Source organism: Kineosphaera limosa NBRC 100340 (assembly GCF_000298215.1).
In the GTDB taxonomy this organism is placed as follows: Bacteria; Actinomycetota; Actinomycetes; order Actinomycetales; family Dermatophilaceae; genus Kineosphaera; species Kineosphaera limosa.
Genome location: NZ_BAHD01000073.1, coordinates 19,265 through 34,599, shown reverse-complemented (window position 1 = coordinate 34,599; position 15,335 = coordinate 19,265). Strand labels below are relative to the sequence as shown.

Genomic DNA, 15,335 nt, shown 5'->3' with positions numbered 1-15,335 from the left:
CCCCCCGCGGGACGGGATCGCCACCCGACAGCGCCCGAAACGTGGACGGGGCGCTCGCCACCCTCGGCGAGGGGGCATTCTCGATGAGTATTCGGTCATCGAAGCGACAGAACTGCAGCACCTACTGCACGGACGACGCTCCGCTGCAGTAGGTCGTTGTTGGGGGACGCTCAGCGCCGCATGAAACGGTGACCACCGTCGGAATCGGCTACCAGCCGGCCAAGACGTGAAGGGACTCCCCTCATGACAACGCCATCTCGACCTTCTGCGCGTGCCCAGCGACCGGCCCCTGCCGCTCGTCTGGCCATCGGTCTCACCTCCCTGGCACTCGTCGGCGCGACCGTCGCCGGGCCGGCCGGGGCGTCCTCCGCGACGGCCGCGCCCGTTGCTTCATTCGGTGCCGCCGCATCGCCCGCTGCCGTCGCGACTGCCACCACCGCGGCGACCGCGGCCCCCGCCGTGTCAGCGAAGCCGTCGACGACCGTGGCGCGACCCGGAGCGCGAGTCAGCGTCACCGGGCAGTTGAAGAGCGCCCAACCGAAGACCGCCGTATCGCTCCAGCGGTTGCACGGCCGATCGTGGCGCACCGTGGCGTCGGTGACGCCACCTGGCACCAGCGCCGCCGCGCGCGCCTACACGCTTCGCGTGCCCACGAGCGCCAAGGGCCGCACCGTTTTCCGCGTCGCTTCCGTCTCCAACGGTGGCCAGCGCGTCGGCACGTCACGGCCGTTCACGATGCTCGTGGGAGCCGGCAACCCCAAGTCCGTGGGGTATCTGACAACGCCGCCCGCGCGGTGGAATCCGTGCAGCCCCGTGCGGTACCGCGTGAACCTCGAGGGGGCGCCCAAGGGTGCGGCCGCCGACATCGACGCCGCGATCGGGCAGATCGCCGCCGGCACCGGCATGCGGTTCGTCAAGGTCGGCACGACCGGCGTCGTCCCGGGCTCTAAGGGTCAGGACGTGCCCGACACCTACCCCAAGGGCACTGACCTCGTCGTCGCGTTCGCCCGGCCCGGCGACACCCGACCCGCCAAGCGCTCGGCGTACCTGACGAAGGGGTCCGACATCGTCGGCGTCGGTGGCGCCTTCTTCGAACCGACCCCGCAGCGCGTCGGGTCAGGCTCCTGGCACCGCATCGTGCAGGGCTACGTCGTGCTCGACAACACCAAGAAGCTGCCCACCGGGTTCGGCCGCGGCAACTCCACCGGCCTGCTCGGCACCTGGGGGCAGGTGCTCATGCACGAGCTCGGCCACGTCGTCGGCCTCGACCACCCGACCGTCTCCGACCCGATCCAGATCATGTACCCGGCTACCACGTCGAAGCCGGCCGTCTGGGGAGCCGGTGACCTCGTCGGCCTGCAACGGCTCGGCACGGCCTCCGGCTGCTTCCCCGCCGCGCGCGCCGCGACGAAGTCTGCGGCCATGTCGACCGACAAGGTCCTCCCCCTGGACCGCCCGGACCACTGACCCCGCCCCCATCTCGGGTCCGCGGGGGTGAGTGGGGACACGGTGGCGTGCCCTCGGTGCGCTGGTGGGCGATGCTGGGCGGATGGAGCCGACGCTGGCAATCCCCGACGCGCACGACCTGGCCGCCCGCCTGGAGCGGAGCGGCTACCTCGCCGACGAGGCCCTGGCCACCATCTCGTGGCTCGCGTTGCGCCTGTCTCGGCCGCTGCTGCTGGAGGGCGAGCCGGGCACCGGCAAGACCGCGCTCGCCCAAGCGCTGGCCGGTGTCTTGGGCGCGCCGCTGATCCGGCTGCAGTGTTACGAGGGGATCGACGCCAGCCAGGCCCTCTACGACTGGGACTTTCCCCGGCAGATCCTGCACTTGCGGGCGCTCGAGGCGTTGGCCTCAGCCGGCACGCAGGCTCCCCTCGGAGCAGGTGCGGATCTTGCGGCAGTCGAGGACGAGTTGTTCACCGACCGGTTTCTGCTCGCCCGGCCCGTGTTGCGGGCGCTGCGGGAGGCACCGGCGGTGTTGCTCGTCGACGAAATCGACCGCGCCGACGACGAATTCGAGGCCTTCCTGCTTGAAGTGCTCTCGACGTGGCAGGTGACGATCCCCGAGTTGGGGACGGTGACGGCCGGCGTCCCGCCCGTCGTCGTGCTCACCTCGAATCGCACCCGCGACCTGCACGACGCCCTCAAGCGGCGCTGCCTCTACCACTGGATCGAACACCCCAGCCTGGAGCGGGAACTGGCCATCGTGCGCACCCACCTGCCGGACGTCAGCGAGGCCCTGGCTCGCCAGGTCGTCGCCGCCTGCCAGCAGTTGCGCGGCGGCCCGGCCTCCTCCGACGCCCCCGGCGGCGGGGGTCGCGGCGGGCTCGATCTCGTCAAGCCGCCCGGTGTGGCCGAGACCATCGACTGGACCCGCGCCCTGCTGGAGTTGGGCGCCCCCGAGCTCGACACGGCGACCGCCGCCGCGACGCTCGGGGTCGCCGTCAAGCACCGCGACGACGCGGAGCGGGTGCGCGCCGCCCTCGATCGGGTGCTCACCCGATGAGCTCAGATGCGGCGCCCCAGCCCGAATCGGGGGGCCAGGGTGCGCGCCAGGCCGAAGAGCGCGCGGACGTAGCGACTTCTCAACGCACTGGGAGCAACCACCGATCGAGCCTTCGGGGCAAAGATGCAGGTCAGAGCGTTGCGCCCGAATCTGGTGCTGACGCGAGTGCGTCGAGAAGTCGCTACGTCACGCCACCCTCGCTGCTCGGCACGGCCACCGGGGAGGTGGGCGGCCGCCCAGCGGCGGCGTTGGTGGGGTTTGCGCGGGCGCTGCGGGCGGCCGGGGTGGCGGTGACCGCGGACCGGGAGCGCTCGTATCTGCAGGCGGCGGCTGAGGTCGGTGCGGGTGACGCGGCGGGTGTGTATTGGGCCGGGCGAGCGACGCTGTGCGGCTCCCCCGACGACCTGCGCCGCCACGACCAGGTGTTCGCCGCCTGGTTCGGGCTCGCGTCGACCGGCCCGCGGCCGCGCCGGGAGTCCGCGCCGACCGTTACGCAGGCGGCGCTCGACAGCGGTGGCGGCACCGGCAGCGGCCCCCTGGACGAGGATGCGCTCGCCGTCCGCGCCAGCGACGCCGACGTGCTGCGACACCGCGACGTCGCGGCCCTTTCCAACGCCGAGCGCGCCCGCTTGGCAAGGCTGTTCGGCGCATTGCAGCCGCGTGCCCCACGCCGTCGCGCGCACCGAGCCACGCCCGCCCGCCGCGGCTCCGTCGACGCCCGCCGCACCCTGCGCGAGCAACTGCGCCGCATGGGCGAACCCGGCGCCATCGCCTACCGGCGCCGGGGCAGCCGGGCCCGGCGGATCGTGCTGCTCATCGATGTCTCCGGCTCCATGAGCGCCTACGCCGACGCGCTGCTGCGCCTGGCGCACCGCTTCGTCGTCGGTTCCGGGGCGCACGTCGAGGTGTTCACGATGGGCACGCGGCTGACCCACATCACGCGCGCCCTGCAGCACCGCGACCCCGAGCAGGCGCTGATCGCCTGCGGCGACGCGGTGCCCGACTGGTCCGGCGGCACGCGGCTCGCGCAGAATCTCGACGCCTTCCTGCGGCGGTGGGGGCGCCGCGGCCTGGCCCGGGGTGCGGTCGTCGTCGTGTTCAGCGACGGTTGGGAGCGCGGTGACCCGGCCGACCTCGGCGAGCAGATGCGCCGGCTGCGCGCCGTGGCGCACAGGGTCGTGTGGGTTAATCCGCATCGGGGCAAGGCCGGCTACGAGCCCGTGCAGGGCGGCATCGTGGCGGCCCTGCCGCACTGCGACGAGTTCGTCGCCGGGCATTCATTGGCAGCATTCGAGCAGGTAGTGAGGGTGGTCGCCGATGCGTGAGGTGCTCGCGGAGTTGCTGGGCTGGTGGCGCGACGGGCACACCGTAGCGGTCGGCACGGTCGTCGCCACGTGGCGCTCGGCCCCCCGCCCCGCCGGCGCGTCGATGCTCGTGGGCCCGGGTGGCGAGGCCGTCGGGTCGGTCTCCGGGGGGTGCGTCGAGGGTGCCGTCTACGAGCTCGGCCAGGACGTCGTCGCCGACGGCACGCCCGTGCTGCAACGCTACGGGGTCAGCGACGACGACGCGTTCGCGGTCGGCCTGACCTGCGGCGGCATCCTCGACGTCTTCGTCGAGTCCGTCAGCCGCGAGTCGTTCCCGCAACTGGAGTCCGTGGCCGCCGACATCGACGCCGGCCGTCCCGTCGCCGTGGCCACCGTCATCGCCCACCCCGACCCCGCCCGGCTCGGGCGGCGCCTCATCATCCACCCCGACGACAGCCCCGGTGACGATGTCGCCGCCTCCCTGGGCAGCGAACGCATCGACGCGGCCGTGACCGACGACGCGCGCGGACTGCTGGCGGGCGGACACACGGCGACTCTGACGTACGGGCCGGACGGGGAGCGGCGCGGCGAGGGGCTGCGGGTGTTCGTCGCCTCGTACGCGCCACGGCCCCGGATGATCGTGTTCGGCGCTATCGACTTCGCCGCCGCCGTCGCGCAGGTCGGCACCTTCCTCGGCTACCGCGTGACGGTCTGCGACGCGCGACCCGTGTTCGCCACCGCCAGCCGCTTTCCGGATGCCGACGAGGTCGTCGTCGAGTGGCCGCACCGCTACCTAGCCGCCGAACGCGACCAAGGCAGCCTCGACGAACGCACCGTGGTGTGCGTTCTCACCCACGATCCGAAGTTCGACGTGCCCGTGCTGGAGGTCGCCCTGCGCACCCCACTGGCGTACGTCGGCGCGATGGGGTCACGGCGCACCCACGACGACCGACTGGCCCGCCTGCGCGAGGCGGGACTCAGCGACGACGAACTGGCACGCCTCTCCAGCCCCATCGGTCTCGACCTCGGCGCGCGCACCCCGCAGGAGACCGCGGTGAGCATCGCCGCCGAGATGATCGCCCTGCACTGGGGCGGCGACGGGCAGCGCCTCGCCGACCGCGGCGGCCCCATCCACCACCCGCACACAACCGACAGCCAAGACTGACCACCACCACACCGAGCCTCACCGCATCTGCGGAAGCAGCGAGCCTGATCCGGTCCGCACCTGCTGCGATGCATGTGTGCCCTGTTGTCCACCGACGATGCAGCGGCGAGGATGCCAGAACGACAATGCGCACGTCATGGGCCCGCCCGGCGGCCGCGCGCACGGACGCAACCGACACGAAGGAGTGACGGATGACCCAGATCAACGTCAAGGTCGACGGGGTCGAGTACAGCGACGACGTCGAACCGCGCACGTTGCTCGTGCACTATCTGCGCGAGCAACTCGGCAAGGTCGGCACGGTGGTCGGCTGCGACACGAGCAATTGCGGGGCGTGCACGGTGCACCTGGACGGGCGCAGCGTCAAGTCCTGCAACGTGCTCGCGGTGCAGGTCGACGGGCACGAGGTGACGACCATCGAGGGCATCGCCGACGGCGACACGCTGCACCGCATGCAGCAGGCCTTTCACGACGCCCACGCCCTGCAGTGCGGCTTCTGCACCCCGGGCATGATCATGCAGGCCATCGACGTGCTCAACGAGCATCCGGATGCGGACGAGGAGACGATCCGCGTCGGCCTCGAGGGCAACCTGTGTCGGTGCACCGGCTATCACAACATCGTCAAGGCCGTGCAGGCCGCGCAGTCCGGAGGTGCCCAGTGACCGCCACGGCCGACAAGCCCACCGCCAAACCCGCCGGCGAGGTCGGCGCCGCCCGCCGCCGGAAGGAGGACCGGCGCCTCATCACCGGTCGCACCCGCTGGACCGACAACATCCAGCTGCCCGGCATGCTGCACCTGGCGATGGTCCGCAGCCCGTTCGCGCACGCCACGATCACGAACATCGACGCCTCGGCGGCGCAGCAGTCTCCCGGCGTCGTGCGAGTCATCACGGGTGAGGACGTCAAGGACACCCAGGGCGGGTTGCCGTGCGCGTGGCCGATCACGCCCGACCAGAAGGCGCCCGTGCACCCCGCGATCGCCGTCGACCGGGTCGCGTTCAGCGGTGAGATCGTCGCGGTCGTCATCGCCCGCACGCCCGCTCAGGCGCGCGACGCCGCCGAGCTCGTCGACGTCGACTACGACCGCCAGCCCGCCGTGCTGGAGCTCAAGGACGCAGCGACCGACGAGGTGCTCGCCCACCCCGACCTGGGCACCAACAAGAGCGCGTTCTGGCAGTTCGACTCCGGCCAGGCCGGCACCGGCGGCGACGTCGAGGAGGCGATCAGCAAGGCCCGCGCCGACGGCATCGTCATCGAGCGCGAGTACCGCAACCAGCGCCTCATCCCCTCGTTCATGGAGCCGCGCTCGACCGTCGTCGACCCCACCGGCGAGCAGATCGTCATGTGGTCGGCCACGCAGGTGCCGCACATTCTGCGGGTCATGCTGGCGATGGTGCTGGGCGTCGATGAGGCCAAGGTGCGCGTCATCGCCCCGGATGTCGGTGGCGGCTTCGGCGGCAAGCTGCAGGTCACGCCGGAGGAGGTCATCACGTTCCTCGCCGCGCGGATGACCGGTAAACCGTGCAAGTACACCGAGACCCGCAGCGAGTCGCTGCTGAGCGCCCACCACGGGCGTGACCAGTGGCAACAGCTGACGCTGGCCGCGACCAAGGAGGGCAAGGTCACCGGCCTGAAGGTCGACATCATGACCGACATGGGCGCCTACCTGGGCCTGGTCACGGCGGGCACGCCGATCCTCGGCGCGTTCTTGTACAACGCGATCTACAAGTTCGACTCCTACCAGTTCAACGCCACGAACCTGTTCACCAACAAGACGTGGACCGACGCCTACCGCGGCGCCGGCCGTCCCGAGGCGACGTTCGCCATCGAACGGCTCATGGACGAGCTCGCCGCGGAGGTCGGTTGCGACCCCATGGAGATCCGCGAGAAGAACTGGATCACCCACGAGGAGTTCCCGTACACGACCGTGTGCGGGCTCGAGTACGACTCGGGCAACTACGAGGCCGCGACGGCCCGCGCCAAGGAGCTCTTCGACTACGACGGGCTGCGCGCCGAGCAGAAGCAGCGGCGTGAGCGGGGCGACCGGGTGCAGCTGGGCCTGGGCATCTCGACCTTCACAGAAATGTGTGGGCTCGCGCCGTCCCGGGTGCTCGGTGAGCTGAACTACGGCGCCGGCGGCTGGGAGCACGCCGAGGTGCGGATGCTGCCGACCGGCAAGGTCGAGGTCGTCACCGGCTCCAGCGCCCACGGGCAGGGGCACGAGACGAGCTGGAGTCAGATCGTCGCCGACAAGCTCGGGGTTCCGTTCGAGGACGTCGAGGTGCTGCACGGCGACACGCAGGTGTCGCCCAAGGGCCTGGACACCTATGGCTCGCGGTCGCTCGTCGTCGGTGGCCAGGCCGTGCTCAAGGCGGCGGACAAGGTCATCGAGAAGGCGCGGCCGATCGCCGCGCACCTCCTGGAGGCCAGCGCGGACGACCTTGAGTTCGCCTCCGGTTCGTTCTCGGTCAAGGGAGCCGGAGAGGGTGCCTCGTCGATCTCGCTCGCCGAGGTCTCGCTCGCGGTCTTCGCCGCGCACAACCTCCCCGACGGCGTCGAGCCGTCGCTGGACTCAGCGGCCACGTTCGACCCGGTGAACTTCTCCTTCCCGCACGGCACACACTTGTGTGCTGTTGAGGTGGACACCGAGACCGGGCACGTGTCGATGCTCCGGTACGCCTGCGTCGACGACGTCGGCAACGTCATCAACCCGCTGATCGTCGAGGGGCAGGTCCACGGCGGCCTCGTGCAGGGCATCGCCCAGGCACTGTGGGAGGAGGCGGTGTTCGACGACCAGGGCACGCTGGTCACCGGCTCGTTCGTCGACTACACGCTGCCCTCGAGCGCCGACACGATCAGCTTCCGCACCGACAACACGGTCAGCCCCGCGACGAGCAACGACATGGGCGCCAAGGGAGTCGGTGAGGCCGGCTGCATCGCCTCAACCCCTGCGGTGGTCAACGCCGTGGTCGACGCGGTACGTCACTTCGGCATCGACGACATCCAGATGCCGTGCACGCCGATGCGGGTCTGGAAGGCCATCCAGGCCGCTGCGCAGAAGGGAGCGGACCAGTGATCCCCGCGGCATTCGACTACATCGCCCCCGCTTCGCTCGCCGAGGCGCTCGAGGTGCTCGGTGAGCGCGGCGACTCCGCGAAGATCATCGCCGGTGGGCAGAGCCTGCTGCCGATCCTGCGGATGCGGCTCAACGCCCCCGACCTGGTCGTCGACCTGGGCAAGGTGGCCGAGTTGCGCGGGGTGTTCGACGACGGTCCGGGGATCGTGGTCGGCGCGATGACCACCTACTCCGACTTCCTGGCCGACCCGTTGGCTCAGGAGCACGCCGGGGTGCTCGTCGACGCGGTCGAGACGATCGCCGACCCGCAGATTCGGCACCGGGGCACGATCGGTGGGGCACTCGCGCACGCCGATCCGGCCGGTGACGTCGGCGCGCCCGCCCTGGCGATGGAGGCCGAGTTCGTCATCGTCGGGCCGCGCGGCCAGCGGGTCGTCGCCGGCGAGGACTTCTTCGAGGACAACTTCACGACCGCCGTCGGCGACGACGAGATCCTCGCGGCGGTGCGGCTGACCAAGCAGTCCGGCTGGGGGCACCACTACGAGAAGTTCGTGCGCGTCTCCCACCAGTGGTCGGTCGTCGCGGTCGCCGCCGCGGTGCGAGTCGAGGGCGACGCGATCGCGGAGGCGCGCATCGGGCTGACGAACATGGGCACGACCCCCGTGCGGGCCCGCGCCTGCGAGGAGGCGCTCGTCGGATCTGCCCTGACCGAGGAGGCCGTCGGTGCCGCGTGCGCCGGGGTCGCCGAAGGCCTCAATCCCCCGTCCGACCTCAACGCCGACGCCGACTACCGCCGCCACCTGGCGACGGTGCTGACCCGCCGCGCCGTGCTCGCGGCCGCAGGAGCGTGATCCCCCCATGCAACTGACCCACTCCTTCTCCGTTCCTGCGTCGGTCGACGTCGCCTGGAACACGTTCATGGACCTGCGCGAGGTCGGCGAGTGCTTTCCCGGCGCGACCGTCACCGAGGTCTCCGGCGACTCGTTCACCGGGCAGGTCAAGGTCAAGCTCGGCCCGATCGCGATGGTCTACCACGGCACCGGCCACTTCACCGAGCGCGACGACGACTCCCACCACGCCGTCATCAAGGCCGAGGGCAAGGACAAGCGCGGTAACGGCACCGCCGGCGCCACCGCGACCATCGCGCTCTCCCCCGACGGCGTCGACAAGACCCAAGTCGACGTCACCACCGACCTGCTCGTCACCGGCAAGCCGGCGCAGTTCGGCCGCGGCGTCATGCAGGACGTCTCCGACAAGCTGCTCGGCCAGTTCGTGCAGTGCATCGAGGGCAAGCTCTCGGCAGGCGGTGGCGGCGGAGGCGCCGGCGCTTCCAGTTCGTCGTCCGGCAAGACTGCGGCGGAGAAGGACGGGCCGAAGCTCGCCTCGTCCTCGTCTGGTTCTGGTGGGGGCGCTTCGGCGCCCCGCGGCCCGGTGGGCACCGCCGCGATGTTCGGCGCCACTGCCGGCGCCGACAGCTGGGAGAAGAAGTACGCACCCAGCGCGGCCGGCTCCGGTGGCTCAGGTGGAGCGGCGAGTCCGGGCAGCGCGAGCACGAAGGCCGACTCGGCATCCGCAAGCGCGCCGTCGGCGGCCCGCCCCACGCCGACCCCGGCGTACCGACCCGCCCCCGCGGCCGACGACGACGCCCTGGACCTGGGCTCGGCCGTGCTGCCGGTGCTGCTGAAGTCCAACGCGAAGCCCATCGCCATCGGCGTCGTGGCCTTCCTCATCGGCTGGAAGCTGGCCCGCAAGCTCCCTGGCTAGGCGACAATCCGCCCCACCCTCGCCGAAAGTCATACCTTGCGGCCAGCTTCAGAGTTCAGACTCGGCAGGTCAACGCAAAGTATGACTTTCGGCGGGTGGGGCGGCGGGCGGCGGACCATCGTCGCTGCGCAGGAGGGCCATGGCACCGGCCAGGGCGAGCGCGAGACCGACGGCGACCAGCCAGATGGTGCCTTCGCGGGGTTCTTCGTGCAGCAGGGTCCAGCCGATGACGGCGGGCACCAGGGTCGACATGAGGTAGTTGGTGCCGAGCACGGCGACGGCGTGCGCGCGCTTGAGCCCGACGGTCAGGTGCACCTGGCCCAGCACGAGCCCCGCGAGCAACAAGAACGCCGCCGCCCACGACAGCATCGGCCACTCCCACGGCCGCCACATCGACAGCCGGGGGTCGGCGACGAGCAGCCGCGCGGTGATCGCACTGATCGCGAACCCCGTGCCGGCGAACAGTCCGCTGACCCCCGGGGGCAGGCGCACGAAGAGGGCGACGGCGCAGACCGCGACGGTCGCGGCGATGACGACGAGATGGATCGGCTCGATGGGCACCGCCGGCCCGGGCACGGTGGTCATGGCCAGCGCCACGATGCCGCCGATCACCGCGAGGATCGCGACCCCGTCGCGGGCACCGATGCGGCGGGTTCCGGCCAGATGCTGGATGATCGCCGTCACCGCGAGGCCGCCCACGACGCAGGCCTGCACGATCAGCAGCGGCAAGTACTGGCGGGCGGCGAGAGTGAAGACGAAGCCCGCGCCCTGACAGCCGGTGCCGATCCACCACGCCGGCGAGCGCAGCGCCCCACCCTCCGATTGCGCCCCGTCGGAAAGCCGCGCACCGGCCAGACCGTACGCGAGCACCCCGAGGACCAGAGCGATGACGGAGAGCAGCACTGGGCCAACTTACCCGCGCTGGGAGCCCACCCAGTGGGAGGAACCGAACCGGGTGCCGGTGACGTTGCCCCTAGAGGACGACTACCACCAGCACAGGAGGGATCCACATCATGGCCGTCACCGGCGGAACCACGCAGGCCTACGGCGCCAAGAGCAAGTCACTGCTGTTGGCTGTGCTGCTCACCTTCTTTCTCGGGCCGTTCGGCATGTTCTACACGACGGTCTTCGGCGCCCTCGTCATGCTCGTGTTCACCCTGCCGGCCGTGCTGCTGACCGCTGGAGCCGCTTGGGGGGTCGCGGTGCCGGTGAGCATGATCTGGGGAGTGTGGTCCGGACACCGCTACAACGAGCGCCAACGCCGCGGCTGAGGCGACGCGCCCTCTCCGGGACACAGGCTGGCCTCAGGACCTTGGGCCTACCCTTCCCCGAGCCCGATGATTAGGCTTGCCTTGCCTAAGTGAAAGTGGAGCCCGGCGCCGCTTCGGCAGCAGCCCCACCGACGAAAGTTGCGTGCCGACATGTCCGTGCTGAGCATCCGTCGTTCCGGTCGACCGCGCCCCACCGCGCCCCAGACCTGCTCGTTGGCGGACCTGCGGCGCGGCCAGTCCGCGGTCGTCGCGGCCATCTGTGAGAGCTGCGACCAGGACTGCGCGCGCCGACTGCTCGACCTGGGCTTCGCGCCCGGCGCATCGGTCGAGTTCATCCGCCGCACTCCGCTCGGCGACCCGACGGTCTTCCGCGTCTGTGACTACGAGGTGGCGCTGCGGCGCGACCTGTCCGCGTTGGTCCTCACCGACCAACCCCGATGAGCGCCTCCTGCCACGGCGGCGAGGGCGGCACGACTCTCACCGGAACGCGCCGGTTCGCGTTGGTCGGCAGCCCCAACTCGGGTAAGACGACGCTGTTCAACGCGTTGACGGGGCTGCGCGCCAAGACCGGCAACTACCCGGGCGTCACCGTGGCCCGCTACGAGGGTCCGGCGACCGTGGCCGGGCAGCAGGTCGTCATCGAGGACCTCCCCGGCACCTACAGCTTGGCGGCGATCAGCCCGGACGAGGCGATCGTCGCCACGGTCCTCGACCGCGCCGACGACTCCGTGGCCACGCCCGACGCGCTGCTCGTCGTCCTAGACGTCACCACCCTGCGCCGTTCACTGCGCCTGCTCGCCCAAGTGCTGCACCGCGACCTGCCCGTCTGTGTCGTGTTGACCTTCGGCGACGAGATGAGCCAGCGGCACGGCGCCATCGACCTGGAGGCGGTGCGCCGGGCCCTCGGGGTCCCGGTCATAGGGGTCGTCGGCGGCCGCCGCTCGGATGTCGACGCCCTGCGCGACCTCCTGTCCGACCCGGCCTCGTGGACGCAGCCGGCCGTGCTGCCTCCGCTGGACCCCGCCGAGCAGAGCGGCTGGGTCGAATCGGTGCTGGCCAGCGCGGGCTATCGGGTCCCGGAGGTCGATCGCCGGACCCGTCGCATCGACGCCGTCCTGCTGCATCCGGTGTGGGGAACGCTGACATTCTTCGCGGTGATGTTCGGCTTCTTCCAGGTGATCTTCACGGTCGCCGCGCCGATGCAGGCGGCGATCGAGTCGGTGTTCGCGTGGCTGGCCGCCCTGGTCGCCGAGCACGTGACGATCGGCTGGCTCGCCTCCTTCCTCGGGCAGGGGCTCATCGGCGGCGTCGGCGCCGTGCTCGTCTTCCTGCCGCAGATTCTCTTGTTGTTCCTGCTCATCGCGGTGCTCGAGGGCGTGGGATACCTGTCGCGGGCGGCGCTGCTGATGGACCGGGTCATGGCCCGCGCCGGCCTGGAGGGGCGGGCGTTCGTCGCGCTGCTGTCGTCGCTGGCGTGCGCCATCCCCGGCATCATGGCGACCCGCACGCTGCCCTCGGCCCGCGACCGGATCGCCACGATGATGGGCGCGCCGCTCATGACGTGCTCAGCCCGGCTGCCGGTGTTCGTGCTGCTCATCGGCCTGCTAGTGCCGGGCGACTCCCGCGTGGGGCCATTCGGTCTGCAGGGCGTCGCGATGTTCGGGCTGTATCTGCTCGGGGCCTTCTCGGCGATGACGTCGGCGTGGATCACGTCGCGGTTCGTCGGTCGCAGCATCCGCGGGCTGCCTTTCTACATGGAGTTGCCGCCCTATCGGGTGCCGCGGCTGCGCAGCGTCGTCGTGCAGATGTGGGACTCGGCGATGGCGTTCGTCCGCAAGGTCACGACGATCATCCTGGCGACGACGATCATCATGTGGGCGCTGCTGAACCTGCCCGTGCAGAGCCCCGACGCGCTGGCGCGGGCGGGCGTCGACGCCGGTGACGACGTGGCGGTCAGCCAGTACGTCATCGACCACAGCTACGCCGCCGACCTCGGCAAGGCGGTGCAGCCGGTGTTCGAGCCGCTCGGCTTCGACTGGCGCATCAACATCGGCATCCTCGCCTCGCTGTCGGCGCGCGAGGTGTTCGTCGCCACGATCGGGCAGGTTGCGGCCGCCGAAAACCCCGAGGAGCCGGCGACCGCCCTGGCCGCCATGACCGTCAGCGAGGGCCCGCGTGCCGGCGAGCCGCTGTTCACCCCGCCGACGATCGCGGCGCTGCTCATGTTCTTCGTCTACGCCCTGCAGTGCATGTCGACGATCGCGGTGATGCGCCGCGAGACCGGCACCTGGCAATGGCCCGCCATCGCCTTCGTCAGCCTGTTCGCCGTCGCCTGGGTCATGGCGTTCCTGGCGCACACCGTCGTCGCGGCGCTGATGTGAGCCGGCTATGAGTGCGCTGCTCACACTGCATCCGGAGGCGGTCGCCGGGGATCCGTCGACGCTGCGGTGGGTCGTCCCGGAGGGCGCGGTTCCGCTGATCGGGCCCGTCGCCATCGCGCCCGGCCGGCTCGGCGAGCTGCTGGACGACGGGACGCTGTGCGCGGTCGTGTGCTGCGACGACGCGCTGTTGACCACACTGGCGCCCGGTCACTCGTGGCGCGGCGTTGGGGAGACGGTTCGGCTTGCACTGTCGGAGGCGTTGGGCGAGCCCGGCAGCTGGGTCGGGACTGAGGGTGGCCGGATTGAGGTTTCCGAGGCCGGATCTACGACTGGATCCACGGCCGAGCCCGTGGCCGGGTCTCTGGCGGAGGCTGCCGGCGGCCTCGTCGACGACGCGTCACTGGCCGCAGCGGTGCGATCGGCGTTGACCGGCGCGGCCGGCGAGTACGTGCGGTCCCACGGCGGCCGCGTCGCCCTCGTCGAGGTACGCGACGCCGTCGCGCTCGTGCGGCTCACCGGGGCCTGCAGCGGCTGCCCCGCCTCGGCCCTGACCATCCACGGGCGCCTCGAGCGCGACCTACGCGCGACCGTACCCGGACTCCTGGAGGTTCGACAGGCGTCCGGTCGCCTCGACCTGCTGTCCATCCTGCGCCGACGCAGCGCCTGACCCATCCGGGTTCGACCATCCGGTTTCTCCTGCTGCTCCGCTGTGTCGGAGCGGTGCGTCGTAACCCTGACCCCGCTCGCAGGCCCGGGCACACTGGTGAGCAAGCGACGAACCAGGAGGTGAGCTGGTGCCTGCGACGGGTTCTGCGCCACCCGTGAGCCGCGGGTTCGTGCTGTGCGCGGTGGCGGCCGTGTTGTTCGGGGTCTCGGCGCCGCTGGCGTCGCGGCTGGCCGGCGAGCTGGGGCCGTTCACGCTGGCCGGGGCGCTGTACGTCGGGGCGGCGATCGCCTGCGCGCCGTTCGCACGCACGCCCCTGAGCGCGGGGGCTTGGCGCCGCGGCGCGCGCCCCCTGGCCGTGGCCGTGGTGCTCGGCGGGGCCGTCGGGCCGCTGCTGCTGGCGATGGGGCTGGGTCGTACGCCGGCCGCGACCGCGTCCTTGCTGCTGAACCTCGAGTTGGTGTTCACGACGCTGCTCGCCGGGTGGCTCTTTAGGGAGTACATCGGCCCGCGGATCGCCGCGGGAACCGCGCTGGTCGTCGTCGCCAGCGTGGTGCTCGGCTGGTCCGGCGACCCGGAATTGCGGTGGGGCGCGCTGCTGCTGGCCGGGGCCTGCCTGTGCTGGGCGGTGGACAACTGCGTGACGGCCGAACTCGACGCGTTCACTCCGGCGCAGATCACGCTGGTCAAGGGCGTGGTCGCGGGCGGCGGCAACCTGGCCATCGGGCTGCTCGTCGAGGGCGGCCCCTCTGTGCTGGCCCTCATGTTCGCCATGGTGGTCGGGGCCTTCGGCTACGGCGCCTCGATCACCCTGTGGATCGCGGGCGCCCGCGACCTGGGCGCCGCCCGCGGCCAGCTCGTCTTCGCGACCGCACCGTTCGTCGGGGCGCTCCTCGCCTGGACCGTGCTGCGCGAACCTGCCACGACCCGGGAGCTCGTCGCGCTGGCCATCGCCGTCGCCGGCATCGCCTTCGTCGTCCGCAGCGGCCACGAACACGCCCACACCCACGAACCGCTGACCCACCGGCATCGCCACCACCACGGCGACGACCACCACGACCATCCGCACGGCGAGGGGGCCGCCACCCCCGGCTCCGCCCTGGGCTCCCACGAGCACGAGCACACGCACGCGCCGGTCAAGCACGTGCACCCGCACCTGCCCGATCTGCATCACCGGCACCTGCATCGACACCGCTGACGGGAGCCC

Annotated in this window: 14 protein-coding genes; 13 read left to right on the top strand and 1 reads right to left on the bottom strand. The window is 71.5% G+C overall.

From position 1 onward, the window contains the following. Nucleotides 1-597: 597 nt before the first annotated feature. The 8 genes from KILIM_RS17595 (at nucleotide 598) to KILIM_RS17560 (ending at nucleotide 9,812) form a co-directional block, all read left to right on the top strand. Nucleotides 598-1,467: a hypothetical protein gene (locus KILIM_RS17595; RefSeq protein WP_157551803.1), complete on the top strand. Its 870-nt coding sequence runs from the start codon at nucleotides 598-600 to the stop codon at nucleotides 1,465-1,467. A gap of 82 nt (nucleotides 1,468-1,549) precedes the next feature. Further along, nucleotides 1,550-2,506: an AAA family ATPase gene (locus tag KILIM_RS17590; protein ID WP_040563761.1), complete on the top strand. Its 957-nt coding sequence runs from the start codon at nucleotides 1,550-1,552 to the stop codon at nucleotides 2,504-2,506. A 251-nt stretch (nucleotides 2,507-2,757) separates the two neighbouring features. Further along, the gene (locus KILIM_RS17585) at nucleotides 2,758-3,831 is read left to right on the top strand and encodes a vWA domain-containing protein (protein ID WP_006594082.1); all 1,074 of its coding nucleotides are present in this window, start codon (nucleotides 2,758-2,760) and stop codon (nucleotides 3,829-3,831) included. Next, nucleotides 3,824-4,975, top strand: a complete 1,152-nt coding sequence (locus KILIM_RS17580) for an XdhC family protein (protein WP_006594081.1) — start codon at nucleotides 3,824-3,826, stop codon at nucleotides 4,973-4,975. Before KILIM_RS17585 ends, KILIM_RS17580 begins: the two co-directional genes overlap by 8 nt. A gap of 191 nt (nucleotides 4,976-5,166) precedes the next feature. Beyond that, on the top strand, nucleotides 5,167-5,634 hold the full coding sequence (locus tag KILIM_RS17575) for a (2Fe-2S)-binding protein (protein ID WP_006594080.1): 468 nt from the start codon (nucleotides 5,167-5,169) through the stop codon (nucleotides 5,632-5,634). Then, nucleotides 5,631-8,048, top strand: coding sequence for a xanthine dehydrogenase family protein molybdopterin-binding subunit (locus KILIM_RS17570; protein ID WP_006594079.1), 2,418 nt, complete (start codon nucleotides 5,631-5,633; stop codon nucleotides 8,046-8,048). Before KILIM_RS17575 ends, KILIM_RS17570 begins: the two co-directional genes overlap by 4 nt. Continuing rightward, the gene (locus tag KILIM_RS17565) at nucleotides 8,045-8,899 is read left to right on the top strand and encodes an FAD binding domain-containing protein (RefSeq protein WP_006594078.1); all 855 of its coding nucleotides are present in this window, start codon (nucleotides 8,045-8,047) and stop codon (nucleotides 8,897-8,899) included. The genes KILIM_RS17570 and KILIM_RS17565 overlap by 4 nt, the downstream gene beginning before the upstream one ends. A 7-nt stretch (nucleotides 8,900-8,906) precedes the next feature. Next, nucleotides 8,907-9,812 carry an SRPBCC family protein gene (locus KILIM_RS17560; protein WP_006594077.1) on the top strand — a complete coding sequence of 302 codons (906 nt, stop codon included), beginning with the start codon at nucleotides 8,907-8,909 and terminating at the stop codon, nucleotides 9,810-9,812. A 69-nt stretch (nucleotides 9,813-9,881) separates the two neighbouring features. On the opposite strand, the gene KILIM_RS17555 is transcribed toward KILIM_RS17560, so the two are convergent. Then, entirely contained in the window at nucleotides 9,882-10,715 is an 834-nt protein-coding gene (locus KILIM_RS17555) for a hypothetical protein (protein ID WP_006594076.1), read from the bottom strand. Between the two features lie 110 nt (nucleotides 10,716-10,825). On the opposite strand from KILIM_RS17555, the gene KILIM_RS17550 reads away from it, so the two are divergent. From KILIM_RS17550 to KILIM_RS17530, 5 genes are all read left to right on the top strand, one after another. Continuing rightward, nucleotides 10,826-11,083 carry a hypothetical protein gene (locus KILIM_RS17550; RefSeq protein WP_006594075.1) on the top strand — a complete coding sequence of 86 codons (258 nt, stop codon included), beginning with the start codon at nucleotides 10,826-10,828 and terminating at the stop codon, nucleotides 11,081-11,083. A gap of 150 nt (nucleotides 11,084-11,233) precedes the next feature. Next, a complete protein-coding gene (locus KILIM_RS17545; RefSeq protein ID WP_006594074.1) occupies nucleotides 11,234-11,524 on the top strand; it encodes a FeoA family protein in 291 nt (96 codons plus the stop codon). After that, the gene (gene feoB / locus KILIM_RS17540; protein WP_006594073.1) at nucleotides 11,521-13,464 is read left to right on the top strand and encodes a ferrous iron transporter B; all 1,944 of its coding nucleotides are present in this window, start codon (nucleotides 11,521-11,523) and stop codon (nucleotides 13,462-13,464) included. The genes KILIM_RS17545 and feoB overlap by 4 nt, the downstream gene beginning before the upstream one ends. Nucleotides 13,465-13,471: 7 nt before the next feature. Beyond that, nucleotides 13,472-14,131 carry a NifU family protein gene (locus KILIM_RS17535; protein ID WP_006594072.1) on the top strand — a complete coding sequence of 220 codons (660 nt, stop codon included), beginning with the start codon at nucleotides 13,472-13,474 and terminating at the stop codon, nucleotides 14,129-14,131. A gap of 154 nt (nucleotides 14,132-14,285) precedes the next feature. Next, on the top strand, nucleotides 14,286-15,326 hold the full coding sequence (locus KILIM_RS17530; protein ID WP_040563759.1) for a DMT family transporter: 1,041 nt from the start codon (nucleotides 14,286-14,288) through the stop codon (nucleotides 15,324-15,326). Nucleotides 15,327-15,335 lie beyond the last annotated feature (9 nt).

What these genes read in the sequence shown, in the direction of transcription:
- KILIM_RS17545 (WP_006594074.1), top strand. Translation starts at nt 11,234, where the DNA reads ATGTCCGTGCTGAGCATCCGTCGTTCCGGTCGACCGCGCCCCACCGCG.
- KILIM_RS17560 (WP_006594077.1), top strand. Translation starts at nt 8,907, where the DNA reads ATGCAACTGACCCACTCCTTCTCCGTTCCTGCGTCGGTCGACGTCGCC.
- KILIM_RS17575 (WP_006594080.1), top strand. Translation starts at nt 5,167, where the DNA reads ATGACCCAGATCAACGTCAAGGTCGACGGGGTCGAGTACAGCGACGAC.
- KILIM_RS17550 (WP_006594075.1), top strand. Translation starts at nt 10,826, where the DNA reads ATGGCCGTCACCGGCGGAACCACGCAGGCCTACGGCGCCAAGAGCAAG.
- KILIM_RS17590 (WP_040563761.1), top strand. Translation starts at nt 1,550, where the DNA reads ATGGAGCCGACGCTGGCAATCCCCGACGCGCACGACCTGGCCGCCCGC.
- feoB (WP_006594073.1), top strand. Translation starts at nt 11,521, where the DNA reads ATGAGCGCCTCCTGCCACGGCGGCGAGGGCGGCACGACTCTCACCGGA.
- KILIM_RS17535 (WP_006594072.1), top strand. Translation starts at nt 13,472, where the DNA reads ATGAGTGCGCTGCTCACACTGCATCCGGAGGCGGTCGCCGGGGATCCG.
- KILIM_RS17580 (WP_006594081.1), top strand. Translation starts at nt 3,824, where the DNA reads ATGCGTGAGGTGCTCGCGGAGTTGCTGGGCTGGTGGCGCGACGGGCAC.